Source organism: Devosia sp. Z11_6 (assembly GCF_058133665.1).
This window is the reverse complement of the sequence record NZ_JBYUNQ010000002.1, coordinates 782,411-807,638: the sequence shown is the minus strand read 5'-3', so window position 1 is coordinate 807,638 and position 25,228 is coordinate 782,411. Positions and strand designations below refer to the sequence as shown.

The window sequence follows — 25,228 nt, the reverse complement described above, 5'->3', positions numbered from 1 at the left end:
CGGCATTCACTGGCTTGATTTCGGTCAAGGCCGGCGCGGCGACAGCACCCTAGTTTCGTTCTGACTCAACGCAGTGAGGAACGCATGGACCAGGATTTCAAAGGCAAGGCCGCATTGGTGACCGGGGCAGCGTCGGGGATCGGGGCAGCCATTGCCCATGAACTTGCGGCCCGTGGCGCTTCGGTGATGGTTGCCGATCTCAACCAGGAGGGTGCCGACGATGTCGTCCTGGCCATCCGCGCTGCGGGTGGAACCGCCCAGGCTTACGCGCTGGATGTGGGCTCGGCCCTCGAAGTGGAGGCGCTGGTCGATAATGTCAAACGCAGCTTTGGCGCGCTGCATTACGCCGTCAACAATGCCGGGATCAGCGGCCCGGCGGCCCGCACCGGGGAATACCCGCTGAACGGCTGGGCGAGGGTCATCGACGTCAATCTCAACAGCGTGTTCTACGGCCTGCGCTACCAATTGCCTGCGATCCAGGCTTCGGGTGGCGGGGCGATCGTCAACATGGCATCCATTCTGGGCACGGTCGGCTTTGCCAATTCACCGGCCTATGTGGCGGCCAAGCATGGCGTGGTGGGCCTGACCAAGGCGGCCGCAGCCGAATATGCCGAGCACAATATCCGCATCAATGCCGTTGGCCCTGGGTTCATCGACACCCCGCTGATTTCGGACGCGCTTGACGCGCAAACCCTTGCCGGCTTGCGCAATCTGCATCCGATCGGCCGGCTGGGCACCCCGCAGGAAGTTGCGGCGCTCACCGTGTTCCTGCTGTCCCCGGCTGCCAGCTTCATCACTGGCAGCTACCACCTGGTGGACGGCGGCTACACCGCCGTTTGATCGAGAGCGCCGGGCCGTCACTTGCGCGCCAGCTGTCCAGCTGGCGCGGATGGTCGCAACTTGACGGCCATCAAGTCGGGGTAGCGCCAGCGGGATACAACAGCCACCAAGATCCACGGGGGCCAAGCCAAGATGAAGCAGCGGACCACCTACCTGCTGCTGGCGCTGGCCCTGGTCGGGCTCCTCGCCGGCCTTTTGGTCATGTGGCAAGGGCCGGCAAACTGGGCCCACGCCATCTGGACCGCGGCAACCCTGCCCGTGCTGGGTGCCCTGCTGGTCCAGATCTGGACCTCGCTGCGGCGTGGGGATGTGGGGCTCGACGTGGTGGCGGCGCTGTCCATGTCGGCAGCCCTCGTTTTCGGGGAACCGCTGGCCGGCAATGTGGTCGCCCTGATGTATGCCGGCGGGCAACTGCTGGAAAGCTACGCCCAGGGCCGTGCGCAACAGGAGATGACCGCCCTGCTGGGCCGGGTAGCCCGCACCGCCATGCGGTTCGAGGGCGAGCACCTCGTGGAAGTGCCGATCGATGAGGTCGCTCCGGGCGACCACCTGCTGATCCGGCAGGGCGAGGTGGTGCCGGTGGACGGCAGCCCGCTTGATGGCGATGCGGTGCTCGATGTCTCGGCGCTGACGGGAGAAGCCAATCCCGCCCGCGTGGCCGCCGGCGGCGAGGTGATGAGCGGCTCGACCTCGCTCGGCCCGGCCTTCACCCTGCTTGCCACTAACCTCGCGCGAAACAGCACTTATGCCGGCATTGTCCGGATGGTGGAAGCGGCCCAGCGCAGCAAGCCGCCCATGGTGCGCATGGCCGATCAATACGCGATCTGGTTTCTGGTGCTGACGCTCGCAATGGCCGGCCTCGCCTGGGGCCTGAGCCACGAACCGGTGCGCGCCCTGGCCGTGCTGGTGGCGGCAACCCCCTGCCCGCTGATTCTGGCCGTGCCGGTGGCCCTGATTTCGGGCATGTCGCGCGCCGCCAGGATCGGCGTGATGATCAAGAATGGCGGCGTGTTCGAAACCATGGCACGGATAAAGGTGGTGATCCTCGACAAGACGGGCACGCTCACCTATGGCCGGGCCGCGGTGACGCAGATCACCACCATGGCGGGCTACACCGAAAACGATGTGCTCGGGCCGGCCGCCAGCCTCGAACAAGCTTCCAACCATGTTGTGGCCGAAGCGCTGATTGATGCCGCCGCCGAGCGCAAGCTGCAGCTTTCCGCCCCCAGCCACGTCACGGAAACGCCGGGCACCGGCCTTGTCGGCACGGTCGAAGGGCAGCGCGTCGTGGTCGGCGCACCCGATTGGGTGCTGGCGCAAATACCTACACACAGCGTGCCGCCAGCCCAGCTTGCCACCTCCGAAGAGGCCATGTCCGTGGCCGTCGCCATCAACGACGAGCTTGCGGGGTTCATCATCCTTGCCGATCGGCTGCGCGAGGATGCCGGCCAGGTCTTGCAGGCACTCCGTGCCGCCGGAGTGGACCGGATCGTACTGGCTTCAGGCGACCGGACTGCGGTTGCCCAAGCAGTGGGCGACCGCCTCGGCGTTGACGCTGTGCGGGGGGATCTGAAGCCGGGCGACAAGGTGGCAGCGGTCCGCTCCGAACATGGGTCAGGCTATACGATGATGGTGGGGGACGGGGTCAATGATGCCCCAGCGCTCGCCGCCGCCGATGTGGGCGTTGCCATGGGCGCGCGGGGTGCGGCCGCGTCCTCGGAAGCGGCGGGGGTCGTGGTGCTGGTGGACCAGCTTGCCCCGCTGGCCGAAGCCATCGGCATTGCCCAGCGCTCGCGGGTCATTGCCCTGCAAAGCGTTACGGTCGGGCTTAGCCTTTCGGTGCTGGCGATGACTGCCGCTGCCTTCGGCTTTTTGCCTCCTGTCCAGGGCGCGCTGGTCCAGGAAGCGATCGATGTTGCCGTGATCCTCAACGCCATGCGGGCGCTGCGCTGATCCGACGCATGCGCCGGACGCCACCATACCCATCTGCGTTGACGGTGATCAAGAAGGGCCAGTGAGCCGATCATATAGTGGCAGCCAGCCCAGGAGATTCCCGATATGCCGACGCCAGGTGGCTATCCCCTTGAACCGCGGCCTCGACCCACGAAACGCCCTGGGTCCGCGAACCGTGAAACGGCACTCCTTGATCGCCCTTTCTTGCAGGAAACCAGCAAGCTCAGGCGCGCTCTCGATGCGGCCGGGGTGGCGCTGTGGTCATGGTCGCCCGAAACCGACGCTTTCATCATGGACGAACTCGGCTTCGATCTATGGGGCTTGCCGCGCCGCAGCAGGGTGACGCTGGAGGACCTTTCCTCGCGCGTCTACCCGGCCGACCTTGAAATGGTGCGGGCCAATCTGCGGGCCACGCGCGCCATCAAGGGCACCTACGAGATCGATTTCCGCATCCTTGTGAACAAGCAGGTGCGCTGGGTGTCGGTCCGGGGCCTCGGGGAAGACGAGCGGCTGCATGACGGGCAGATGGTGGGGGTGTTCCTGGATGTGACCCGACGCCGGCAGGCCGAAGAAAACAACGCATTGCTGGCGGGCGAAATGAGCCATCGGGTCAAGAACCTGCTGGCCATTGCCGAGGGGCTGGTCGACCTGTCGTCGCGCTCGAGCACCAGCGTTGCCGAGATGACCGCGGAACTCAAGGGGCGGCTGCAGGCGCTGCGCCGTGCCCATGATTTCGTCCGGTCCCTCCCCGGTCATGCGGCGGGCGGCGCTGCGCTCGAGGACCTGATCAGCGTGATCCTGGCGCCCTATGATGCTTCGGGTGATTTCAACCGGATTTATGTCGATGTACCCCCGATGGAAATCGGCGAGCAATCAGCCACCACCCTGGCCTTGGTGATCCATGAACTGGCGACCAATTCGGTCAAATATGGCGCGCTGTCCGTGGGATCGGGCCTGCTGGTTATTTCGGGGAGCCTTACGCCCGACGAGCTGTGCCTGATCTGGACGGAACGCGGGGGCCCCCCGGTCAAGCCGCCGACCGACCAAGGCTATGGGGGCAAGCTGCTCAACCGCAGCGTCACGGGCCAGCTGGGCGGCTCGATCCAGACCGACTGGTCCGACGAGGGGATCGTCGTCACCCTTTGGGCCAATACCCACCAATTGGCAGTCTGACGCCAGCTGTCCCTTCGGACCCTGGCCGGGCAGGCGACTGCAGGAGTGGGGTTTGGCTGCTTGCCCGATCGGGGCAGCGATGGGGCCTGTCAGCCCCATCTGCTTGCCCGGCGCTCAAAGCCCGGGGCGGAGCGCGCGGGCGGTGACAGCCACATTGCCTTCGGGGCGGGAGGTATGGCCGGGGACGATCACGCCCATTTCGTCGAGCTCGCGCAGCACGAACTCGGGGAGTGAGCTGCAGGAGCAGGCGGCCTCGTGCCGCAGGTGCCAGCCCAGCAATGCCGAGCGCGGAAACAGCGGGCGCGGGTTGTCACGGTGCCATCTTGTGTTGAGCATGGTGCCCTCCAAACCAGGGCCAGGCATTCAACCTGGAGAGTTGTGTCGGTGGTGGTCCCTGATGGCGACGGGCCGACCGGGAACGAACAAAGCGTTTCCCCATCCAAGTCGCATCAGCGGGTCAGGGCGCGGGATCGCTTGCCCCAGCGCTATTGCGGCTATTGGCTTCCAGCTCACCGTCGCGCCCGGAGGCTCCTTCGGGGTGCAAGGGCAGATCACCCGCGTCCGAGCCTGGGCCCGGATCGAGCGGGGCCGCATTGGCTTTGCCCGCGCCAGTCAAGGGGGCCGCAGAGCGCAAGGCGCTTTGCCGGAACCGAACCCTCGCCGGCACCGCCCGGAAGGAGCGCGTGCGCCGGAAGGGGAGCGTAGTCGCCTGGTGCCGGCAGCTGCCGGGCGCGGGATTGTTCAACAAACCCGCCGATTTCAACCGCAGTCCATCGAGGAACGCTCTGACCTTGCCCGCGAACTGGGCAATGATCGGCGTGGGAGCCGGATCGGGCACACCGCCCCATGATCGTGCAGCCTCGTGCAACGCCACGCTGGTCTGGGCGGTGTCACCACGCAGTTCGAACTCGAAATCATCGATGATGGGCTGGGTACCAATGCCGTCTTTCACTTGTTTCTCCTTTCCGATCGGGCGCCTTGCGCGTCACCTTGGAGACTAAGAGCTCCGAACTCAGAGGCCTTGACGGGGGTCAAATCGGCTTCATGCCCGCAGATGGCCTCGAGCGTCGCCCGGTCCAAAATCTCGATGGAATGAATATCGGGGACGCGGATCAGGCCCTGGTCGCGGAACCGGCGCAGGATGCGCGACACGGTTTCAAAACTGACCCCAAGATAGTCGGCAATATCGTTGCGGGCCATGGGCAACTCGATGCGCGAGCCTGCGCCCTGGCGGGCGGCGAGATCGCACAAAAAGGCCGCCAACCGCTCATCGACGATGGTTTTACCCAGCACCAGCAGATGCTCCTGGAAGCGTGTCAGGCTTTGCACCACCAGCGGGAAAAGCTTGGCTGCCGCCTCGGCATCACGGTTGGGCCGCAACACGCGGATGCCGGTGACCCCAACCGCTTCGGCAAAGAAGCGATGCTCGCGCCCGCACTCCCAGCCAAACACATCGCCCCCAAAGGAAAAGCCGCAAACCTGCCGCTTGCCTTCGGGCGTGAGGCGGCCGATGCGCACACATCCGAACTCAACTGCATAGATCGGGCCGGCAAGTTCTCCCTGGCCATAAATCTCGGATCCAGCCCCATAGGTGGACAGCGCATCCTGGGCCGTTTCCGCCAAGTACATTGCCGGGCCTGACATGGCAGGGGCCGGCTGTAGCAGCATGGTCTGGAAGGTCATGCAGTTCTCCCCGTATCCTGGTTGATCCCTGTCGATGCACCTGATTTCCAACAGTGCCGATGCGAGGTCGCTGGTCGCCAGCTATGGGCCTCGCCCGCTTCAAGGAGGGTAGGGAATTGGGCGACGGGCTCGTTGATGGAAATCAAGCACCGGGTTTTATCGGGATCAAAAAAGCCGGCGGCATCCCCCGGCACCAACAGCGCCGCAACCAAAGGGACCCCCTGTCGCACCCGAAAAAGGCGACGCCATAGACGATAGGGGAAGGAGGAAACACCGGCGATTTTCGCTCGCCGGTGCTCGGACGCGGGCGTTATCGCGACATCAGCACCGGCACATCGCATTTGCTGAGCAGCGCCCGGGTGACGCCGCCGAGCACGCGTTCGCGCAGGCGCGAGCGGCCATAAGCGCCCGCCACCACGAGATCGGCGCCGGACAGCCGCGCTTCGCTCAGCAAGGCGTCGGCGGCGGAATGCCATCCGGCCAGTTCCTTAATTTCGGCATGGATATCATGACGGCTGAGATAGCGCGCGATATCGGCGCCCGACGAGGTCTGGGCCTGCTCTTCGGGCTCATCTGTGACCACGGCCAGCACAACTTGCTGGGCCTTTTTCAGGATCGGCAAGGCGTCCTTGATCGCCCGCGCCGCTTCGCGCTGGTTCTTCCAGGCTACCAGCACGTTTTCGAGCTGGAACGATGCCGGTTTCTGGGGCGGCAGGAACAATGCAGGCCCGCCCGAGCCGAACAGCACCCCCTCCTCGTCGCGATAGTTCTTGTCGGGATCACCATATGGACGAGTGCCAATAAAGAGATCCGACGCCCGCGCTTCGGCCGCGAGCCCCTCCCCCACAGTGTCGGTGACCCCCGAAACGATGCGCAAGTCGTTGGGCACCACCATCAGCGCAAAGCGGGCGGCGAGCACCTCCCGGCGCTGTCGCGTCAACGCAGCCGCTTCGTCCATCAAGGTCGGGAGCACATCGGCATAAATGAGGCCAGGCGTGGCGACCAGTTCGGGCTCAAGATGCACCAGCAGCCCCGTCAGATGGGCATCAAACACCCCAGCCAGGGTTTCGGCATAATCGAGGCGCACCCGATCTTCATCTGAGCCGGTGAGGTGAACGACAATATCCTTGATCATGGCGGGCGCTCACTTGCCTTGGGGGTTGGGTTTGTGCTGCGGGGCGGGCTGCAGGGTACCGAGCGCCAGAAAGAAGTAGGAATAGCGCGACGGCCAGCGGAGCGGGCCAGGGGCTTGGTTGGGGTTTGACATGGCGGCTCCTTTTGTTGCCTCAAGCTTCCCACCTCCAGCCCGCCGCGCTTTGACGGAGGTCAAAACCGGCACCAAGCGCACGCCCACCGCCCGGTCCAACGGAATGCCCCTCTCTTGATTCCCGTCAACGCAGCCCGTGCAAGGGGGCGTATCCTCCTTGCACGAGGTAAGCAGGACAGGGCGGATGAAGCCGATCTGGATCGCCGTTGCCATCATTTTGCTGGTGTTCGCCGCGATGGGCGCCGCGATCTACCAGACCAGCCCCTGCAAGCGCATGCTGGGCTTTTCGGCGGCAGCATGGCGCGGCCAGATCGTGGTGTGCTCGGGCGTGTCCGAAACCCGGATCGCCGCCCTCCGCGAGACGGGTTTGGAGCCCCCCGGTGGCTCACTTCCCCACGGGCAGGCGGCTGGCTGATCCTGCGCGCTACAAGTCGGGAATGTGCTCGAAAAGCCCCGTTCACCGGCGCTCCGGGCGCCCAATCGCACTGTTCCTTGACTTTGGTCACCGCGCCAATTGGTCCGCGATTGTAGCCTTGCTGGCATCCTGAGGGATGCAATCAGAAAGGACCAGACCATGACCATGACTGATAAAACGCCTGCGACCACCAACGGCAATGGCCGGATGCCAGCTTCCACGGGCGAGCATCGGCAGATTGACGCGCTTCGCGACCGCATCGAGGAGTTTTTTTATGCCCTGACCCCAGGTTTTCCAACGTCGCTCAGCAGCAGGATGCGCGGCTTCCTCCCCGATGCCGAGTTGCGGCAAACCGATTCCGGTCTGATGCTGTCGCTCGAACTACCCGGGATGAGCGACGAGGACGTCAAGATCACGGTTCAGGATCGCACCGTGACGGTCAGCGGGGAAAAGCGGGAAACCACCGAGTCCCAGGAGGGCTCGGTTTATCGCAGCGAGCGCAGCTATGGCTCGTTCAACCGCACTTTTACGGCACCCTTCGCTGTTGATCCCGAGAGCGTCAACGCCAAGTTCGAGAACGGCGTGCTGACGCTGACCATTCCCAAGCCGGCGGGATATTCCGATACCCCCAAGGAAATTCCCATCCACCATTGACCATGAGATAAGGCCCACCGTGGGGGCGGGCACCTGCGCAATTTATCGGGTTGGCGGCGTCCCCCGCCAACCCCCGAGCGGCCGAGGTTATCGGCAGTCTCAGCCCTTTCGGCCCTCGCCGGCCCCAGCAGGCACCGGGTCGCCTTGCTCGGGCCTTTGCCCAGCATCATTGCTCGCGAGGAGCTCGAAATGAGTGATCAATCCACAGAGCACAAACGCTATGGCGCCTATGTCCTGCTTGCCCGCAGTGCAATCATGCTGGCAGCCGGGATTTATGGCCTCAATGACCCCGAAGCGGCCCTTCGGCTTCTCGTGGTGATTTCCGCAATGCTGCTGGTGGCGGACGGCATGCTTGGGCTGCTGGCCGACATTTTCCGCACCCCCACCATCAACCTGCAATTCAACGATGTCGTGCGCAACGTCCTCGAGATCCTCGCGGGCATCCTGATCTTCAGCAGCCAATATGTCAGCCCGGAAGTGACGCCCAAATTCATCATCACCGTGGTGGGTCTTCTCGGCCTTTGCGCCGGGCTGGTGGAACTCTACATCGTTTACAAATATCGCAGCACAGTGGATCGGTTCTGGCCATCGGTGTTCACGGCGCTGGCTCATCTTGGCGTCGGGATCGTGCTGCTGGCGATGCCATCGCAAAGCGCTCTTCAACTGATCAACATCGTTTCCATCCTGCTGATCGTTTATGCCTGCGCCCTGCTGGCGGTCGCCTGGTATATGCTGCGCTCACGCCAGCCCGCAGCGCCGCGCCAGGCTCCGGCCCCCCGACAATAAGCGGCGGGCTAGAAACGCTTTTGGGGGGCGAAGCCCCCCTTTTCTTCGGATACTGATCGGGATGGTGGTCCTGGCCCCTGTGGCCTGAACCCTCGCGCCAGGGGCGAGCTGAGCCTTAGCTGGTCGCCCCAATGGTCCGGTGCGCCATCGCGGGGGCAGTGCCGATCCGCCTTTCATTGGCGAGCCGCGCCCGCTCGCGCGCTGGCGACAGCACCCCCGCGCGCGCGGTGTAGCGCTCGAAGGTCATCGAAAGCACCGCTTCCAGGGTGAAATAATAGCGCAGCATGCGGAAGGCGATATAGGCGGGCAGCTGCAGCAAGTCGCCAGGGCGAAGATTGACGAGAATGGCGATAACTGCGTTGAGCAATGGGGCGCCCATCAGAATGGCCAGCAGCGAGGTGGCGCTGGCCGTGCTTCTGGGATCGGCATGAAGCAGCAGGAAGTTGATCGCGAAAAACAGCAGCGGCCAGCCCATGGCGCGCCGCCCCGTATTCATCAGCATGAAGGGCAGCACGATCTTGCCACGCACCGAGGGGGTAAAACCTGCCAGCAATTGGCGGTTCCGGGCCGCCACATGATAAAGCGAGCGATACCAGCGCTGCCGCTGTTCGCGCAGATGCGCAAAGCTGCGTGGCACCTCGGAGATGAACCGCAGCTGTGGATCAACGATCAGCCGATACCCGGCTTCCCCGATCCGCAGCGCGGCGTCGGTATCTTCGCCGTTCAAGCCATTGGCGAACCCGCCAACCTCCCGCACAACCGCGGTGCGGTAGCAGGCGAACATACCGGGAATGCCGATAATCACGTCCGCAGCGCCGAAGGCGACCTGATCATAGCCCGACTTGAGCAACACCTCGATCTGGCGCGGCCCATCAAAGGCTCCGCCACCTGGCGGCATGGGCATGCCACCGACACAGCCGACATAGGGATGGGCGAAGTGCGCGAGACAATCCGCCAGCAGCTGCGGATGGAGCAGCGTATCGGCATCGAGGCGGGCAAAGAACTCGGTTTGCACCGCCGCAAGGCCCCGGTTCAAGGCACGCGACTTGCCCGGCGTGGGCTCACGCAGCAACTGCCCCGTCACATGCTCGCAGCGCGCAAAGGCTGCCTCGGCCGCCGCCGGCGTATCGTCGCTGGAGTTGTTGTCCACAACGATCAGCGTCACGGCGCCGGCATAATTGCCTGCCGCAATATCGGCCGCCGCAATGGCGGCGGCGATGTTGTGGCTTTCGTTATGGGCCGGAATGAGCAGGGTTATGTCGGGGGCAAAATTCTTGCGGCCCCGGAACAGGTTCTGAAACGCAGCCAGGATGTTAAGAAGAAAGAAAATCAGCGGCACGAACATGAACAGGCCGACGGCGACGCCCCCCAGCAGCGACATCTCGCGCAGCCGGTAAACAATGGGCAGATCAAGCCGCATCACCCAGACGGACACCGCCGCCGAAATCACGATCGTGCTGGCAAGGATCAGCAGCGAGCCCAGCTTGAACCGCAAGTTGAGCGGAGCATCGTTGCGCTCGGGCATATCGGCGCAGGACAGCATGGTGAGCGAAAAGATGTAAAAGCCCGCAAGACCGGTGATGATGCTGATCGCCTGCAGGGGCAGGCTCGCGCCGGTCAACGCCAACAACACGCCATTGCAAAGATCGAGCGTGGCACAGAACAGGGCAAAAGGCAGCACCAGCTCCAAGCCAAACAGCAGCCGCGCCCAGCCTGGCGCCTGGATCGTGGTGGCGAAGGCGAGATAGAAGCTCAACACGAAGATGCGCAGCGGCACGGCATAATTGCCGTCATATTGCGAGAAATAAAGGTCGCCGTCCGGGAATATCGCCCGGAGTGCCGGTTGCCGTTCGACCAGGATCAGCAGCACGAACGAGATCAGCGTAGCCAGCGCCAGCACCTGTGGGGCACTGGTGCTGGCTACGGGGCGGGAAAGCAGCGGCGGCGCCGAATCATGGGATCTGTATTGATCCGGCTGCAGCCGATGCTGGAGTGCCTGGCGTTGGGGTGTTTCTACCATGATACAAACAGCGCACCGGGTTGAACAGGATCGGCAGTCCCGCGGTCGCGCCACTCGTCCAAGGGCCAGACGGCAACGCCATCAGGGTCCTGGCCTTCATGGGCAACAACAAGAAAGCCCTGGGAAGCATCGTTGTCGCGCAGCGCCTGGAGCGCGGGCTGGTCCAGCATCTGGATGCTGACCGGCTTTTCCTCGAGGAACGAGGCCGGCACATCAAGGGGCAGGATCAGGTCAAGCAGGCGCTGGGTCTGCAATGTCGCGCCCTGGTCGGCGCTGGCGGGACCGGCAACAAAGACTCCGCCCGAGCCGGCCAGCGCGGACACGAGGACCTGCTTGGCCCCTTCGGGGGTCTGGACGGGATCGAGATAGCTTTCGGGCAGCAATTGCGCGGCAGCTTCGGGACCGGCCCGGCAGATGCCCTGGTTGGGGGAATTGTCGACCAGGACGATCGCCAGCTGGTTGGACAGGAACTGGAACTGGGCGGGCAATGGCACATCGAGGGTGATGGCGCCATCGGTGCCGGGATGATTGGCGGCATGAACGAGATTGCCATTGAGCAGCACCCGCAGCGACCACTGGTTTGGCTCGACGAGTTGACTCGTCTTGAGCGCTAGATGGAGGCGTGCTGGCGCGAGCCCATCGGGCAGGTCGGCGAGCTTGTAATCGAGCAGCCAGCGGCTCGAGCCGCGGAAGGTATGCGCCGCCAGATCGGGGGTAAGCGCATTGATGGGCAGCGGCCACTGGGCCTCGTAACTGGCGGGCAATGTAGCCCCCTTGATCCGTGCGACCATGTCGAGGGCCTCCGTTCCGGCAAGCGTGATTTGACCGGCGTCGTTCATGCTCAGGGGCTCGGCGGCCTCAGCCACGAGCGAAAAGGATCCGTTCTGGTCCAGGGGGCGCGCTTGGGCCGGAACACCCTGGCGCGACAACCACTGCGTGGCCCAGGCCTGCATCGCCGGCTGGTCGGGCGCCCACAAGCCGATCGGCTCGGAGGCGAGCGCGATCCTGGTTTCGACATCGCTGCGGGGCGCATCGAGCTGCAGGGCCAGCCCACTGCTTTCGAGCACCGCGATGGCAGCACCCAGATTGGCGGCATTGGTGGGACAGATCTGGCCCCAGTTGGTGGTGCCATTGGCATCAAGGGTGACAAGGATTTCTCCCGCCGCCAGGTCCGCTGGAAGCAAGGGATAGGTCAGCTGCAGCGTGGTCGTGCCGCGCATGAGCACGATGGCATCGCGTTCGGTGCCATTAACGAGGACGGTCAATAGTCCATCGCCCTGCTCGACCAGCTCGCTTTGCAAATCCAGCTGCACCTGGCCCTCAACAATGTTGAGGCCCTCGGGCAAAGGGAAGCGCAGGCTCGTCTGGGCGGGGAAACCCGCCAGGCCCATCCAGATGCCGGGCTGTGCCCGAGGAATGCGCACGACTGCCTCGCCCGCGGTCAAGCGGGCCGGAGCTGCCTGTTGTCGACCGGTAGCGGCTGGAGCCGCTTCGGCTTGCGCCGCCGCCGCAGGGGCCGCCGCTTGGCCTTGGGCCGGGGGAGCCCCAGCCGGCGGGCTGTCGGCCTGCGCCAGTTGGATGGGTGCTGCGTCGCCTCCTTCCGAGAAGCCGAGGCGCTCGGTGAGATTGGCGGCAAAGCCGGGGTCGCTGAACAACACGGACAGTGTCGTTACCCCAAAGATGATCACGGCGAACATGACGAGGCGGAGGGCATCACGCATGGCTCAAACTCACTCTTTCACAAGGCCGGGGCGATGGTTTCGGGTCCACAAGGAGCGGGCCGCCACCATTTTGGGGTTGTAGCGCGACTTGAAGCGCTCCACGATTTCCATGGTTTCGCCGAACAGCTGTTCACGCAGCAGGATCGGATCGAGCCCGAAAGATCGGAAAGCCGCATTGGACATGAGCAGATCGTTTTCGGCGTCTTCATTGCGGGGATTGTCGACATAGGCGATGCGCGCGCCGGTCATGGCGGCGATCATCTCGGCCAAATCCCGCACCCGCTTGGTTTCGGCAACCTGGTTGAAGATCTTGACCCGATCGCCGGGCTGGGGCGGATTGTCGATGGCGAGCTGGACGCAGCGTACCGTGTCCTGGATGTTGATAAAGGCGCGCGTCTGCCCTCCGGTGCCATGCACGGTCAGGGCATGGCCCACCACGGCCTGCATCAGGAATCGGTTGAGCACCGTGCCGTAATCGCCATCATAATCGAAGCGGTTCACGAGGCCGTCGTGCTGGCGGGTTTCCTCGGTCTGCGTGCCCCAAACAATGCCCTGGTGCAGATCGGTGATCGGCAGGCGATCATTGTGGGCGTAGTATTGGAAGATCAGCTGATCCATCGACTTGGTCAGGTGATAGACCGAGCCGGGACTGGTGGGGAACAGGATCGAGCGCTTCACAAAATCATTGTCGTGGGCCTTGATCAGGACATCGAGATAGCCTTCGGGGATTTCGACCCCGGCGCTGGCATAACCATAAACGCCGGTCGTCCCCAGATGGACGACGTGAATAGACTTGGCAAGATCAACAATGGCCGCGAGCAAGTTGTGCGTGCCACCAATATTGTTCTCCATCGTATAGCGCTTGTGACTTGAATTGGTCATCGAGTAAGGGGCGGAGCGTTGTTCAGCAAAGTGGACGACGGTATCGGGCGCAAATATCTCGATGGCGTCGCGCAGGCTGTGGAAGTCGCGGGCGACGTCGATAAAGAAGTAGTCGATCTGCTGGCCCGATATATCCCGCCAGATGTCGAGCCGCTCCCGGATGGAGGTGATCGGGCTGAGGCTGCCCGCGCCCATTTCGTCATCGATGTGGCGGCGCGACAGATTGTCGATGATGCCAACCCGGTAGCCGCGGGCCGAAAGGTGCAAGGCTGTGGGCCAGCCGCAAAAGCCGTCCCCGCCAAGAACGAGTACCGATCGCATTTTCAACTCCGCACTGGGACATGCATCCGGGAGGACGCTCCTGATAGCGGGGGATCATAGGGGGCACATCGAACAGCTTATTGACATCGGTCAAGATTGCGGAATTGTTCCGGCACAAAGAAGACCGACTGGAACAATAAACTTAGAGACTAATTCCACTATTTGCTCGTGTGTATTTCAGACTGTCACACAATCTAAATTGCCACGATCGCAGTTATTCTATGAATCAAAATCCAAGTACTCTGGAAACGGAACTAAATATTGCCTCGACGTATTTTGATTTTTGTCAGGACGGCGGTGAAGCTTCTTCAGTTCACGTACCGGCGGACACACTTGATTTTCAAGGAGATGGCAAGGTGAGTGACCTAATAGCGATATCGTTTGACGACGTGAATGAAGCCGACCGCGTGCTCCACGAACTCAATCAACTCCAAAAGGAGTACCTGATTGATCTCGACGATGCCGTGGTGGTGATCCGCCGCCACGACGGCAAGATCAATCTCAAGCAGAGTTACAATGTGGCCGGCGCGGGCGCCGCCTATGGTGGGCTTTCGGGCATCGCCTGGGGCACCCTTGTCGGCCTGTTGTTTCTCAATCCGCTCGCCGGCCTGGCCATAGGCGGACTGCTTGGCGCTGCCACTGGCGCCATTTCGGGGTCGCTCGTCGATTATGGGCTGGATGACACCTTTGTCCGCTCCGTGGCGGAAAAGCTCACGCCCGGCACCTCGGCCTTGTTCATCCTCGTGCGCAAGGCGCAACCGGAAAAGGTTATCGCCGAGCTGTCCAAGTTCAATGGCACGATCCTGAAAAGCTCGCTTTCGCCCGACCAGGAGAAAAAGCTGCACGAGGCAATCATGCGCGCTCGCCAGCAAGACAATCCGGTCGCAGCCTAAGGAGCCATGCCATGCATCTTGCTGCCCCAGACTGACGACCCTCCCGATCAGCAGCGCAATGAACCCTTAGGAGCCAGGCATGAGCCAACATGTTAAGACCTCCAGTGCCGAGGCACCTATCTCCATCTACAGCAATGGCATGAAGATCTACCGGCAAGGGGACCCTTCGGGGTCCCTGTACTCGGTACAGTTCGGGTGCGTCCTCCTGGCCCGCGTGACCTATGGCGGCAATCGCCAGGTCGGCGGGTTCTTTTTTCCCAACGAAGTGTTTGGCTGGGAAAGCGAAAGCGAACACTGTTTCTCCGCTGAATCGGCAGGAACCACCGGTATTCGGGTGTTCGGGCCCACCAAGGACCCCAATGCCGCCGAATGGCGCCACAAGCAGCTACTGCCCAGTCTCACCCGCCTGCGCGAACAATTGTTGATCGTTTCGCTGGGAACGGCCGATGCGCGCCTGGCGGCGTTCTTTTGCGACCTCGTCGAGCGCAACGGCAACAATCTTCTGGCGCTTCCCATGCACCGGCTCGACATCGCCGCTTATCTTGGCATCAGCCCCGAAACGGTTTCGCGGGTCCTGCGGCGGTTCAAGGATGCCGGGATCGTCAGCGTGCCCAGCACCCACTACATCAAAGTGCTGAACCTGCCCGCACTCCAGCAGATCCAGTGATCGCATAGCTCCCGCCCCCCTCCCCGCTGGGGGAGGGCGGGCCGGAGCGCCTCAGTGCACCACCAGGCCCTTGGGGCACAACCGTCTAGGCAGGCATGGCGCTAACGGGCCATCAGCACCGGAATATCGGCATGGGTCAGCACATAGCGGGTGGCCCCGCCCAGCACCCAGTCCATGAATTTGGAATGGCCATAGCCGCCCATCACCAGCAGATTGGCCCCGGTGCGCCCGACCTCGTCGAGCAAGGCTTCCCCTGAGCCCTCGGTGTCGGTGTCGAGCGTCCTGACCTCGGCCGAGATGCCGTGGCGCCGCAAATGGCGGGCAAGATCACCAGCGGACAGGGCGTCCTCATCCTGGCGCAGCGAGACGATGATCACCTGGCTGGCCTGCTCGAGAAAGGGCATGGCTTCGGTAATGGCGCGCACCGCCTCGCGGCTGCCATCCCAGGCGACCGTCACCGTATTGAAGCCATTGGTGTGCCGGCCATTCTGGGGCACGAACAAGCACGCCCGCCCCGAGCCGAACAACACGGACACTTCCATGTTCACGTCCTCGGCCGGATCCTCCTCGGGCCGGGCTGCCACAAAAAGGTCGGCGACCCGGGCGCGCGCAGCCATGGCCTGCCCCGCAGCGCCCGACGACACATCGAGCCGGCGCACATCATGGGGGATGCCCAAATCGTCAAACCGGGTTTTGAGCTTTTTGAAGCTTTCATCGGCGCGCGCAGCGGACTGCTCGAACCAGGGTTCCATCCCGGCCATCACGATGGGGTCGAGATCAGAGGTTTCGGGCAGGATATGCACGTAAAGCCCCGTCAGATGGGCATCGAAGCGGTTGCCGATGGATTCGGCTACCCCCAAGCGCGCTTGGTCCTGGTCTGAACCGGTGAGATGAACCACGATGTTCTTGATCATTTTGCAGCCCTTTTCGCCTTAGGATTGATGCGCATCGAGCGCCCCGGCCAGGGGGCGCAATTGCTTTTCCAGCACAACCACTGTGGGATCGCCCGGGCAGGCCCGGGAGGTGAAACCCATCTCCTTTTCGAGACTGATGGCCGACAGATTGGAGCGGTCCTCGATCGACTCGAGCCGCCCAACGCCCCTGGCCTGGGCAAAGCGGCTCACATAGCCCAGCAGCTCCCAGCTCACGCCGCGGCTCTTGAAGTCCTGCCGGATGGAGATGGCGACTTCCCCCACTGCCATGGCGGGATCGCAGGCCAGCATGGCCGTCGCGATCACCGCGCCTGTATCGGGGTCGATGGCGACGAAATTTTCAGTGCGCTGATGGTCGACCTCGGTCATGGCCCGGAGGCGATCCTGGCCCACCTTCTTGACTGTGCTGAGGAACCGGAAGCGCAGATCCTCGGGCGAGACATGCCCGAAGAATTCCTGCAGCGCCACCGCGTCATCCCCCCGAACAGGCCGGACATGAAAGGTAAAGCCGGTGCGGGTGGTGAGGTCGCTCTCCCATTGAGCCATGGCGGTGGCGCTCCTGCTCGCGCCGACCGGCTTTGCGCCGGGCGGTGGCCCGCACCATGCCCCATTCCCGCAGCAAGGTTTTGACGCTTATCAATTCCCGCGCGTCCTGGCGGGCCGGTTTGCCGAGCGAATGCGCGTGGGGTTTACGAGCTCGTTAAGCCCATGCGGGCAAAACCGGGAACATCGCGCCAAACGCATCGTTTGCCTGCAAATCGCCCGCCCGCGGGGACCCAGGAAAATCAATCATGTCCGATATCATTTACATTCCCCAGCGCACGCTGGTGGTGGTCGCTGATGGGCACCAGGCCGTGCTGCTGCGCACCCATGGGATCAGGGCAAATCTGAGCCTGACCGAGGAACAGCGCCTCACCCCACAGAACCTTGACCGCGAAGGCCCGTCCGGGGTCCGCCCCGAGGAGCAAACGCCCCGCCAGACCGACGAGGCGACCTTCGCCAAGCAACTGGCCGAAGCCCTTTACACAATGAAGCAGGCCAACAAGTTCGAGCATCTCGTGCTCGCTGCCGATCCGCAGACCCTGGGTCAGCTGCGCCAAACCATGCACAAGACCGTTTCGGCCAGCATCATGCTGGAGTTGCCCAAGGAACTCACCAGGCAAACAACCACGGAAATCGCCGCCGCCATCCGCGACGCGGCCGGCTGACGCCGACCGCCTCGTTTTGAAGCGCGGCTAGTGCGTCGAGCGCTGGACGGCGACGTTGCGGACCGCTTGCAGCAATGCGGCCCGGGTAAAGGGCTTGGCCAGCAGCGGAACATCGGGTGGCCGGCGAGCGACGTCTTCCAGATCGGCGTAGCCGCTGATGATGACGGCGGGCCATAGCGGCCGCTGCGCCCGCGCGGCTGTGATCAGGTCAAGTCCGGACATGTTGGGCATGGCATAATCGGTGACAATGACGTCGAAGCGGTCCGCCCCGCCCCGGATCAACTCCAGCGCCTCGGTGCCGCTCGCCGCGCAAGTGACCGCATAACCGGCATCGCTCAGATGCATCTGGGTAAGATCGCGCAAACCCACCGCGTCATCGACCAGCAAAATCGTTTGCCCGGCGGTGACAGCCAGCTCCGGCTCGCTGATCGCGTCCGAGATCAGGCTGGGGGCGATCTCGGCGCAGCGCGGCAACCAGACCTCCATAACCGTGCCCGCCCCTACTACGCTCGAAGTGAGCAGCGTTCCCCCCGACTGCTGGGCAAAGCCCAGCACGGAGCTTAAGCCCAGGCCTGTGCCCTTGCCCGCATCTTTGGTGGTGAAGAAAGGCTCGAGCACCCGCTCCAGCAGTTCGGGCGGAATGCCGGTGCCGGTATCGGCGACCGACAGCACGACGTAATCGCCGGCCTTGAGGTCCCCTCTGTCAACCGGCAGGTGCCGGTTGACGCCAGTGATGGTCACCGTGCCGCCCGTCGGCATGGCATCGCGGGCATTGATCACGAGATTCATCAGCGCCAGCTCAAGCTCGCCTCCGTCCACAAAGGCGGGCCAAAGCGCCGCCTCGAGTTCCCAGCTCAGCGTCACGAGCCCACCCAGAACCGGCGCGAGCAAGCCATCAAGCGCCTGCGCCACCGCCTCGATCCGGATCACCTCGGGCTGCAGGTTCTGCCGGCGCGAAAAGGTCAGCATGCGATTAACCAGATGCGCGCCTTGCTGGGCGGCATGGCGCATCATGCCCAAAACCTTGCGGCCGCGTTCATCAAGTTCGCTGCGCCGCTCAAGGAGGCCAATCCCGCTCAGCACGGAAGCCAGAAGATTGTTGAAGTCGTGCGCGATCCCGCCGGTCAGCTTGCCGATCGCATCGAGCTTTTGCGATTGCAGCAATTGGTCCTGGAGCCGGCGCTGTTCGGTGATGTCGCGCAGCGTGCCGACATGAATGCCATCCCGTCCGGAAACCGGCACCCTTTGATCCACGAAGACGCGATAAGTGCCGTCGCGATGCTGCCAGCGATACTCGCCCGGCTTGAAGGCCTCGCCTGCCGCGCCAATGGTCCCGTCGCGATCGTCGGGGTGGATGCGCCCGAGCCAAAGCCTTGCGTCCTCGGCAAAGGCTTCGGGGGAAAACCCGGTCAGGCTCTCGATATCGCCGGCAATGAAGCTGGGCGCCCCAGCCCCGGCCTCGATCTGATAAACCGCAAGCGGCAGGGAGCGCAGCAGCAGGGCCTGGCGCTCTTCGGCCTCGCGCAGCGCCTGGTCCGTGCGCAGCTTTTCGGCCTGGGCGCGCAGCGCCTCGTGCAGCAGCACCTGCTCGCGCTCGGCATTACGCTCGATCTCGCGGGTTTTTTCAAACAGGCTGACAAAGATCTGCACCTTGGAGCGCAGGATGGTGGGATCGAACGGCTTGAACACGAAGTCCACCGCGCCGCTGTCATAGCCGCGCATCAGATGGGCATCTTCCTTGTTGATCGCGGTCAGGAAGATGATCGGGATGTCGCGCGACTGCTCGCGCATGCGCACGAGCTTGGCCGTTTCATAGCCATCGATGCCGGGCATCAGCACATCGAGCAGGATCACCGCGAACTGCTCCTTGAGCAGGAATCGCAGCGCTTCGGTGCCCGAGGACGCGGTGACGATTTCGGCCACATCCTGGAGCACTTCGCTCAGCGCCAGGAGATTGCGCGGATCATCATCCACCACCAGCACGCGTGGACGAGGCGCCGCCCCGGCCAGGCTGTCGCCGGGGCGGCCAAGTTCCATTCCGCTCAGCTCGGTCAAACCCGAGGTCATGCGCGCGTCGCAGTCATGCCCAATGCCGCGCTCCGTTCCCGCGAACGCGCGACCCAGACCCGCAGCAGGGCCAGCAACAAATCAAGATCCACCGGCTTGGCAATGTAATCGGACGCTCCTGCATCGAGGCATTTCTGCCGGTCCCCCTTCATCGCCTTGGCGGTGACCGAGATCAGCGGAATATGCGCCAGAGCCAGGCGGCCCCGGATCGTGCGCATGGTTTCGTAGCCATCCATTTCGGGCATCATGATGTCGACCAGGGCAATATGGGTATCGGGATTTTGCTCGAGGATGGCGATACCCTCGCGCCCGCTTTCGGCATGCAGCACCTCGATGCCGCACGTTTCGAGCATGCTGGTGAGCGAATAAATGTTGCGGATGTCATCGTCGATGATCAGCACTTTGGTGCCCACCAGATCCTGGGTGGCAGCGCGATCGCTTTCGCCCGGGCCGGACGCTGGCTGGCGCGCGACGAGCTCGGTCAGCTGGGACAGGCTTTCGGCGCGCGGCAGGCCGGCAAGGGCGCTGTTTGCGGCCGAGCCCAGCAGCGCTTCGGCATTGGCGCCAAAGATCACCGTCTTGCCCAGAACTGCGCTCCCGTGGCTGCCAAGCCGCCCAAGAGCGGCCTGGTCGTCCTTGGCGGAGCGGCCAATCGCGACCACGACGTGATCATAGCCATCCAGCGCCGCCTCATCGCTGTTGGCCGGCAGCAGCGCCACGGCGGTGACGGCGGTCAGCCCATCCCGGATCGCCTCGGTGGTGGCCAGGCGCCGCTCGGCGTCGGCGTCCACCACGAGCACACGGCGATGATTGCGATCCGGATTGCTGCTGATGGCCTCGAACACGGCCGTCAGCTGCTGCGGATCAACTGGCTTGAGCATCACGCTGGCCGCGCCCTTGGCGGTCAGCTCTGCCGCATGCTCGGCGCCCGAAATCACGTGGATCGGGATCGATGCGGTCTTGGGATCATGCTGCAACAGGTCAAACAGCACCCAGCCATCGATATCGCTGAGCCCAAGATCAAGCGTGATCGCATCGGGCATGGTCTTGCGTGCCAATGACAGCGTGCCCGAACCGGCATTGGACAGCACACCCTTGAGCCCGGCGGAACGGGCGACATCCAGCAGCACCCGGCCAAAGGTCGGGTCGTCCTCGACGATCAGGATCACCTTGTCGCCGGGCTGGATCGTGTTGCGATCATCGCCATCGGGCGCCTCCCCCGGGCTGGCAGGGCTCGCGGGACTGGGCTCGACCGCAGCGGGGCTATGCTGCAGGCCCAGCGTTTCGGGACCATCAAGGGGCACGACAAGGGTGAAAGTCGAGCCCTGGCCGGGCGTGCTCTGCACCTTGAGTTCGCCCCCCAGGAGATTGGCGATCTCGCGGCTGATCGAGAGCCCAAGCCCGGTGCCGCCATATTTGCGGCTGGTCGTGCCATCGGCCTGCTGGAAGGCTTCAAAGATCAGCTTCTGCTTTTCCTCGGGAATGCCGATGCCGGTATCGCTGACGGCGACAGCGAGCATGCGACTCCCGCCCTGGCCGTGCGCATCCACCGCTTCGAGGCCGAAGCGGAGTTTGACCTGCCCTTGTGCGGTGAACTTGAAGGCGTTCGATAGGAGGTTCAGCACCACCTGCTGCAGCCGCTTTTCGTCGGTGCGCATGGTTTCGGGCAGCGCCGGATCGATGTCGATGGCAAAGTTCAGCCCCTTGTCGGTGGCGAGCTGGCGGAAGGTGCGCTCCATATGCTGGCGCAGCTGGGTCAGCTTCACATGACCGATATCGATGGAAACTGTGCCGGACTCGATCTTGGAGAGATCGAGAATGTCGTTGATGAGGTTGAGCAGGTCCGTGCCCGCCGCATTGATGGTGCGCGCGAATTCCACCTGCTTGTCGTTCAGGTTCCCCTGCTGGTTGGAGGCGAGGAGCTTGGACAGGATCAGCAGCGAATTGAGCGGCGTGCGCAGCTCGTGGGACATATTGGCCAGGAACTCGGACTTGTATTTGGAGGTCAGGGCCAGCTGTTCGGCCTTTTCCTCCAGCGCCCGGCGCGCCATTTCGATTTCGAGATTCTTGTTTTCGACCTGCTTTTTCTCGTTTTCGAGCAGCTGCGCCTTTTCCTGCAGCTCCTCGTTGGTAGCGTGCAGTTCTTCCTGCTTTTTGGTGAGTTCGGACTGACGCGACTGCAGCTCGGCGGTCAGCAGCTGGGACTGCTTGAGCAGCCCCTCGGTGCGCATGGTGGCCGCAATGGTATTGAGCACGATGCCCACCGATTCCATCAGCTGGTTGAGGAAGCTCTGATGGGTGTCGTTGAACTCGCTGAACGAGGCGAGCTCGATCACGGCCTTTACTTCCTCTTCAAACAGCGCCGGCAGGATGATCACATTGGCCGGATCGGCCGAGCCGAGGCCCGAGCTGATCTTGAGGAAATCGGGCGGCACATTGTCGAGCATGATGACGCGCCGGTCGGCGGCGCTTTGCCCGATCAGCCCTTCGCGCAGCGCCACCTGGCTGCGGATCTGGGCATGGCTTTCCGCCCCATAGCTGGCGGCGAGTTCCAGCCGGGTTTCGCTGTCTTCGCGCGTCGTCACATAGAACACGCCATATTGCGCGTTCACCAATGGGGCGAGCTCGCTCATGATCAGGCGCGACACGGTCGAGAGGTCGCGCTCGCCCTGCAGCATGCGCGAAAAGCGCGCCAGGTTGGTCTTGAGCCAATCCTGCTCGGCATTCTTGAGGGTCTGATCCTTGAGATTGCGGATCATCTCGTTGATGTTGTCCTTGAGCGCGGCGACCTCGCCCGAGGCTTCCACCGAAATGGAGCGCGTCAGGTCGCCCTTGGTCACGGCTGTCGACACTTCGGCAATGGCGCGCACCTGGGTGGTGAGGTTCGCCGCCAGCTGGTTCACATTGTCGGTGAGGTCGCGCCAGAGGCCCGCGGCACCCGGCACGCGCGCCTGGCCGCCGAGCTTGCCCTCGATGCCCACTTCGCGCGCCACATTGGTCACCTGGTCGGCAAAGGTGGCGAGCGTTTCGATCATGCCGTTGATGGTTTCGGCAAGGGCGGCGATTTCGCCCTTGGCATCCACCGCGAGCTTGCGCTTGAGGTTACCCTGCGCCACCGCGGTCACCACTTCGGCAATGCCGCGCACCTGGTTGGTGAGGTTGGTCGCCATCAGGTTCACATTGTCGGTGAGGTCTTTCCAGGTGCCGGCAACGCCTTCCACCCGCGCCTGGCCCCCGAGCTTGCCCTCGGTACCCACTTCGCGCGCCACGCGCGTCACTTCGCCGGCAAAGGAGTTGAGCTGGTCCACCATGGTGTTGATGGTGGATTTAAGCTCGAGGATCTCGCCCTTCACGTCCACGGTGATCTTCTTGGACAAGTCACCCGAGGCCACGGCGGTCGTCACCTCAGCGATATTGCGCACCTGACCGGTGAGGTTCGCCGCCATCAGGTTCACGTTGTCGGTCAAATCCTTCCAGGTGCCACCAACGCCGCGCACCTGCGCCTGCCCACCGAGCTTGCCTTCGGTGCCCACTTCACGCGCCACGCGGGTCACTTCCGAGGCAAAGGAATTGAGCTGGTCCACCATGGTATTGATGGTGTCCTTGAGCTCGAGGATTTCCCCGCGCACCGCCACGGTGATCTTCTTGGACAAGTCACCCGAGGCCACGGCGGTGGTCACTTCGGCGATGTTACGCACCTGGCCTGTGAGGTTGGCGGCCATAGCGTTCACATTATCGGTCAGGTCCTTCCAGGTGCCGGCAACGCCGCGCACCTGCGCCTGGCCGCCCAGCTTGCCATCGGTGCCCACTTCGCGCGCCACGCGCGTCACTTCCGAAGCAAAGGAGTTGAGCTGGTCCACCATCGTATTGATGGTGTTCTTGAGCTCGAGGATTTCGCCCTTCACGTCCACCGTGATCTTTTTGCTGAGGTCACCCGAAGCCACAGCGGTGGTCACTTCCGCGATGTTGCGCACCTGGCCGGTCAGGTTCTGCGCCATCGAGTTCACATTGTCGGTCAGATCCTTCCAGGTGCCGGCCACGCCCTCCACATGGGCCTGGCCCCCGAGCTTGCCTTCGGTACCCACTTCGCGCGCCACGCGCGTCACTTCACCGGCGAAGGAATTGAGCTGGTCCACCATGGTGTTGATGGTGTCCTTGAGCTCGAGGATTTCGCCCTTCACATCCACGGTGATCTTTTTGCTGAGGTCGCCGCGCGCCACGGCGGTGGTCACCTCGGCGATATTGCGCACCTGACCGGTCAGGTTCGCCGCCATCAGGTTCACATTGTCGGTCAGATCCTTCCAGGTGCCGCCGACGCCCTTCACATCGGCCTGGCCGCCGAGCTTGCCTTCGGTGCCCACTTCGCGCGCCACGCGCGTCACTTCCCCGGCAAAGGAATTGAGCTGGTCCACCATGGTGTTGATGGTCGACTTCAGCTCGAGGATTTCGCCCTTCACGTCCACGGTGATCTTTTTGGAAAGGTCACCAGAGGCCACGGCGGTGGTCACCTCAGCGATATTGCGCACCTGACCGGTCAGGTTCGCCGCCATCAAATTCACATTGTCGGTGAGATCCTTCCAGGTGCCGCCAACGCCGCGCACCTGCGCCTGGCCGCCCAGCTTGCCCTCGGTACCCACTTCGCGCGCCACGCGCGTCACTTCCGAAGCAAAGGAGTTGAGCTGGTCCACCATGGTGTTGATGGTGGATTTGAGCTCGAGGATTTCCCCCTTCACGTCCACGGTAATCTTTTTGGACAAATCGCCCGAGGCCACGGCGGTGGTCACTTCGGCGATGTTGCGCACCTGACCAGTCAAATTTTCGGCCATCAGGTTCACATTGTCGGTGAGGTCCTTCCAGGTGCCGCCGACGCCTTCCACCCGCGCCTGACCGCCCAGCTTGCCTTCGGTGCCCACTTCGCGCGCCACGCGCGTTACTTCCGAAGCAAAGGCGTTGAGCTGGTCCACCATGGTATTGATGGTGTTCTTGAGCTCGAGCACCTCGCCCTTCACCTCCACGGTGATCTTGCGGCTCAAGTCGCCATTGGCGACGGCCGTGGTCACTTCGGCAATGTTGCGCACCTGGCTGGTCAAGTTGGCCGCCATGGAGTTCACATTGTCGGTGAGGTCCTTCCAGGTGCCGGCCACGCCCTTGACCTGCGCCTGGCCGCCAAGCTTGCCCTCGGTGCCCACTTCACGCGCCACGCGCGTCACTTCCGAGGCAAAGCTGTTAAGCTGATCGACCATGGTGTTGACCACCTTGCCGATGCGCAGGAACTCGCCGCGCAGCGGACGGCCATCGATCTCTTCCATCATCGATTGGCTGAGATCGCCCTTGGCCACCGCCCCGATCACGCGCGCCACTTCCGCCGTGGGCTGCACCATGTCTTCGATCAGCTCGTTCACCGAGCGCACGCTGGCTTCCCAGCTGCCGCTGGCATTGCGCACATGCGCGCGCTCGCCGATGCGCCCATCCTTGCCCACCACGCGCCCCAGACGGGCAAATTCATCGGTCAGCGCCTCGTTGAGCTCAACGATTTCGTTGAAGCTCTGGGCGATCTCGAAGTCGATGCCGTCGAAATCTCCGTCGAGCCGTACCGAAAAATCGCCGCGCCGGAAGGCGCGCAGGGCGTTGAGGATATGACGGCGATCGAGCTGTTGGGTGGGGGCGGTCATGGTCAAGGCAGTGTGCTCCTCATCGCGGCCAGTCAGCCTCTTGCGGGCGGCCAAAACTCTTCTAGCGCAAGCGC

General features: G+C 63.4%; 21 protein-coding genes. 9 read left to right on the top strand and 12 right to left on the bottom strand.

Annotation, left to right across the window (positions count from 1 at the left end; genetic code table 11):
• Positions 1-84: 84 nt before the first annotated feature.
• From AC3YMN_RS09145 to AC3YMN_RS09135, 3 genes are all read left to right on the top strand, one after another.
• Positions 85-840, top strand: coding sequence for an SDR family NAD(P)-dependent oxidoreductase (locus AC3YMN_RS09145; RefSeq protein WP_489889765.1), 756 nt, complete (start codon positions 85-87; stop codon positions 838-840).
• A gap of 132 nt (positions 841-972) precedes the next feature.
• Positions 973-2,793: a heavy metal translocating P-type ATPase gene (locus AC3YMN_RS09140; protein ID WP_489889764.1), complete on the top strand. Its 1,821-nt coding sequence runs from the start codon at positions 973-975 to the stop codon at positions 2,791-2,793.
• Positions 2,794-2,997: 204 nt separating this feature from the next.
• On the top strand, positions 2,998-3,966 hold the full coding sequence (locus AC3YMN_RS09135) for a sensor histidine kinase (protein WP_489889763.1): 969 nt from the start codon (positions 2,998-3,000) through the stop codon (positions 3,964-3,966).
• Between the two features lie 114 nt (positions 3,967-4,080).
• Here AC3YMN_RS09135 and AC3YMN_RS09130 read toward each other — a convergent pair whose 3' ends face one another.
• From AC3YMN_RS09130 to AC3YMN_RS09110, 5 genes are all read right to left on the bottom strand, one after another.
• Positions 4,081-4,302 (bottom strand): hypothetical protein, encoded by a 222-nt coding sequence (locus AC3YMN_RS09130; RefSeq protein WP_127754605.1) that lies wholly within the window; start codon positions 4,300-4,302, stop codon positions 4,081-4,083.
• 121 nt (positions 4,303-4,423) lie between these two features.
• The gene (locus AC3YMN_RS09125) at positions 4,424-4,918 is read right to left on the bottom strand and encodes a hypothetical protein (protein ID WP_489889762.1); all 495 of its coding nucleotides are present in this window, start codon (positions 4,916-4,918) and stop codon (positions 4,424-4,426) included.
• Entirely contained in the window at positions 4,915-5,649 is a 735-nt protein-coding gene (locus AC3YMN_RS09120) for a helix-turn-helix domain-containing protein (protein WP_127754607.1), read from the bottom strand. The genes AC3YMN_RS09125 and AC3YMN_RS09120 overlap by 4 nt, the downstream gene beginning before the upstream one ends.
• A 310-nt stretch (positions 5,650-5,959) precedes the next feature.
• The gene (locus tag AC3YMN_RS09115) at positions 5,960-6,784 is read right to left on the bottom strand and encodes a universal stress protein (protein WP_489889761.1); all 825 of its coding nucleotides are present in this window, start codon (positions 6,782-6,784) and stop codon (positions 5,960-5,962) included.
• Between the two features lie 9 nt (positions 6,785-6,793).
• Positions 6,794-6,916, bottom strand: coding sequence for a hypothetical protein (locus AC3YMN_RS09110; protein WP_489889760.1), 123 nt, complete (start codon positions 6,914-6,916; stop codon positions 6,794-6,796).
• A gap of 184 nt (positions 6,917-7,100) precedes the next feature.
• Here AC3YMN_RS09110 and AC3YMN_RS09105 point away from each other — a divergent pair, with 184 nt between their 5' ends.
• From AC3YMN_RS09105 to AC3YMN_RS09095, 3 genes are all read left to right on the top strand, one after another.
• Positions 7,101-7,331 (top strand): hypothetical protein, encoded by a 231-nt coding sequence (locus AC3YMN_RS09105; protein WP_127754609.1) that lies wholly within the window; start codon positions 7,101-7,103, stop codon positions 7,329-7,331.
• Positions 7,332-7,490: 159 nt separating this feature from the next.
• A complete protein-coding gene (locus AC3YMN_RS09100) occupies positions 7,491-7,985 on the top strand; it encodes an Hsp20/alpha crystallin family protein (protein WP_127754610.1) in 495 nt (164 codons plus the stop codon).
• A gap of 189 nt (positions 7,986-8,174) precedes the next feature.
• Positions 8,175-8,771: an HdeD family acid-resistance protein gene (locus AC3YMN_RS09095; protein ID WP_489889759.1), complete on the top strand. Its 597-nt coding sequence runs from the start codon at positions 8,175-8,177 to the stop codon at positions 8,769-8,771.
• 115 nt (positions 8,772-8,886) lie between these two features.
• Here AC3YMN_RS09095 and AC3YMN_RS09090 read toward each other — a convergent pair whose 3' ends face one another.
• From AC3YMN_RS09090 to AC3YMN_RS09080, 3 genes are read right to left on the bottom strand one after another with little or no spacing between them, the layout of a single operon-like run.
• Positions 8,887-10,791, bottom strand: coding sequence for a glycosyltransferase family 2 protein (locus tag AC3YMN_RS09090; RefSeq protein WP_489889758.1), 1,905 nt, complete (start codon positions 10,789-10,791; stop codon positions 8,887-8,889).
• Complete coding sequence (locus tag AC3YMN_RS09085; protein WP_489889757.1) at positions 10,785-12,512, bottom strand: cellulose biosynthesis cyclic di-GMP-binding regulatory protein BcsB; 1,728 nt, start codon at positions 12,510-12,512, stop codon at positions 10,785-10,787. Before AC3YMN_RS09085 ends, AC3YMN_RS09090 begins: the two co-directional genes overlap by 7 nt.
• A 9-nt stretch (positions 12,513-12,521) precedes the next feature.
• On the bottom strand, positions 12,522-13,715 hold the full coding sequence (locus tag AC3YMN_RS09080; protein ID WP_489889756.1) for an NAD-dependent epimerase/dehydratase family protein: 1,194 nt from the start codon (positions 13,713-13,715) through the stop codon (positions 12,522-12,524).
• Between the two features lie 356 nt (positions 13,716-14,071).
• Here AC3YMN_RS09080 and AC3YMN_RS09075 point away from each other — a divergent pair, with 356 nt between their 5' ends.
• Together AC3YMN_RS09075 and AC3YMN_RS09070 are read left to right on the top strand one after the other, a co-directional pair.
• Positions 14,072-14,608, top strand: a complete 537-nt coding sequence (locus AC3YMN_RS09075; RefSeq protein ID WP_172125741.1) for a DUF1269 domain-containing protein — start codon at positions 14,072-14,074, stop codon at positions 14,606-14,608.
• A gap of 79 nt (positions 14,609-14,687) precedes the next feature.
• A complete protein-coding gene (locus AC3YMN_RS09070; protein ID WP_127754616.1) occupies positions 14,688-15,275 on the top strand; it encodes a helix-turn-helix domain-containing protein in 588 nt (195 codons plus the stop codon).
• Between the two features lie 101 nt (positions 15,276-15,376).
• Here AC3YMN_RS09070 and AC3YMN_RS09065 read toward each other — a convergent pair whose 3' ends face one another.
• Both AC3YMN_RS09065 and AC3YMN_RS09060 read right to left on the bottom strand, forming a co-directional pair.
• A complete protein-coding gene (locus AC3YMN_RS09065) occupies positions 15,377-16,189 on the bottom strand; it encodes a universal stress protein (protein WP_127754617.1) in 813 nt (270 codons plus the stop codon).
• Between the two features lie 18 nt (positions 16,190-16,207).
• Entirely contained in the window at positions 16,208-16,753 is a 546-nt protein-coding gene (locus tag AC3YMN_RS09060) for a GNAT family N-acetyltransferase (protein ID WP_489889755.1), read from the bottom strand.
• Positions 16,754-16,998: 245 nt separating this feature from the next.
• Between AC3YMN_RS09060 and AC3YMN_RS09055 the strand changes: the two genes are divergently transcribed.
• A complete protein-coding gene (locus AC3YMN_RS09055) occupies positions 16,999-17,415 on the top strand; it encodes a host attachment family protein (protein WP_489889754.1) in 417 nt (138 codons plus the stop codon).
• 27 nt (positions 17,416-17,442) lie between these two features.
• On the opposite strand, the gene AC3YMN_RS09050 is transcribed toward AC3YMN_RS09055, so the two are convergent.
• Together AC3YMN_RS09050 and AC3YMN_RS09045 are read right to left on the bottom strand one after the other, a co-directional pair.
• The gene (locus AC3YMN_RS09050; RefSeq protein ID WP_489889753.1) at positions 17,443-19,482 is read right to left on the bottom strand and encodes a response regulator; all 2,040 of its coding nucleotides are present in this window, start codon (positions 19,480-19,482) and stop codon (positions 17,443-17,445) included.
• Positions 19,479-25,154, bottom strand: coding sequence for a HAMP domain-containing protein (locus tag AC3YMN_RS09045; RefSeq protein WP_489889810.1), 5,676 nt, complete (start codon positions 25,152-25,154; stop codon positions 19,479-19,481). The genes AC3YMN_RS09050 and AC3YMN_RS09045 overlap by 4 nt, the downstream gene beginning before the upstream one ends.
• Positions 25,155-25,228: the final 74 nt, after the last annotated feature.

Excerpts from the sequence above, each read along its gene's own strand:
- AC3YMN_RS09045 (WP_489889810.1), bottom strand. The coding sequence starts at position 25,154 with ATGACCGCCCCCACCCAACAGCTCGATCGCCGTCATATCCTCAACGCC.
- AC3YMN_RS09100 (WP_127754610.1), top strand. The coding sequence starts at position 7,491 with ATGACCATGACTGATAAAACGCCTGCGACCACCAACGGCAATGGCCGG.
- AC3YMN_RS09115 (WP_489889761.1), bottom strand. The coding sequence starts at position 6,784 with ATGATCAAGGATATTGTCGTTCACCTCACCGGCTCAGATGAAGATCGG.
- AC3YMN_RS09065 (WP_127754617.1), bottom strand. The coding sequence starts at position 16,189 with ATGATCAAGAACATCGTGGTTCATCTCACCGGTTCAGACCAGGACCAA.
- AC3YMN_RS09095 (WP_489889759.1), top strand. The coding sequence starts at position 8,175 with ATGAGTGATCAATCCACAGAGCACAAACGCTATGGCGCCTATGTCCTG.
- AC3YMN_RS09050 (WP_489889753.1), bottom strand. The coding sequence starts at position 19,482 with ATGACCTCGGGTTTGACCGAGCTGAGCGGAATGGAACTTGGCCGCCCC.
- AC3YMN_RS09070 (WP_127754616.1), top strand. The coding sequence starts at position 14,688 with ATGAGCCAACATGTTAAGACCTCCAGTGCCGAGGCACCTATCTCCATC.
- AC3YMN_RS09130 (WP_127754605.1), bottom strand. The coding sequence starts at position 4,302 with ATGCTCAACACAAGATGGCACCGTGACAACCCGCGCCCGCTGTTTCCG.
- AC3YMN_RS09055 (WP_489889754.1), top strand. The coding sequence starts at position 16,999 with ATGTCCGATATCATTTACATTCCCCAGCGCACGCTGGTGGTGGTCGCT.
- AC3YMN_RS09110 (WP_489889760.1), bottom strand. The coding sequence starts at position 6,916 with ATGTCAAACCCCAACCAAGCCCCTGGCCCGCTCCGCTGGCCGTCGCGC.
- AC3YMN_RS09120 (WP_127754607.1), bottom strand. The coding sequence starts at position 5,649 with ATGACCTTCCAGACCATGCTGCTACAGCCGGCCCCTGCCATGTCAGGC.
- AC3YMN_RS09145 (WP_489889765.1), top strand. The coding sequence starts at position 85 with ATGGACCAGGATTTCAAAGGCAAGGCCGCATTGGTGACCGGGGCAGCG.
- AC3YMN_RS09080 (WP_489889756.1), bottom strand. The coding sequence starts at position 13,715 with ATGCGATCGGTACTCGTTCTTGGCGGGGACGGCTTTTGCGGCTGGCCC.
- AC3YMN_RS09060 (WP_489889755.1), bottom strand. The coding sequence starts at position 16,753 with ATGGCTCAATGGGAGAGCGACCTCACCACCCGCACCGGCTTTACCTTT.
- AC3YMN_RS09085 (WP_489889757.1), bottom strand. The coding sequence starts at position 12,512 with ATGCGTGATGCCCTCCGCCTCGTCATGTTCGCCGTGATCATCTTTGGG.
- AC3YMN_RS09090 (WP_489889758.1), bottom strand. The coding sequence starts at position 10,791 with ATGGTAGAAACACCCCAACGCCAGGCACTCCAGCATCGGCTGCAGCCG.
- AC3YMN_RS09140 (WP_489889764.1), top strand. The coding sequence starts at position 973 with ATGAAGCAGCGGACCACCTACCTGCTGCTGGCGCTGGCCCTGGTCGGG.
- AC3YMN_RS09105 (WP_127754609.1), top strand. The coding sequence starts at position 7,101 with ATGAAGCCGATCTGGATCGCCGTTGCCATCATTTTGCTGGTGTTCGCC.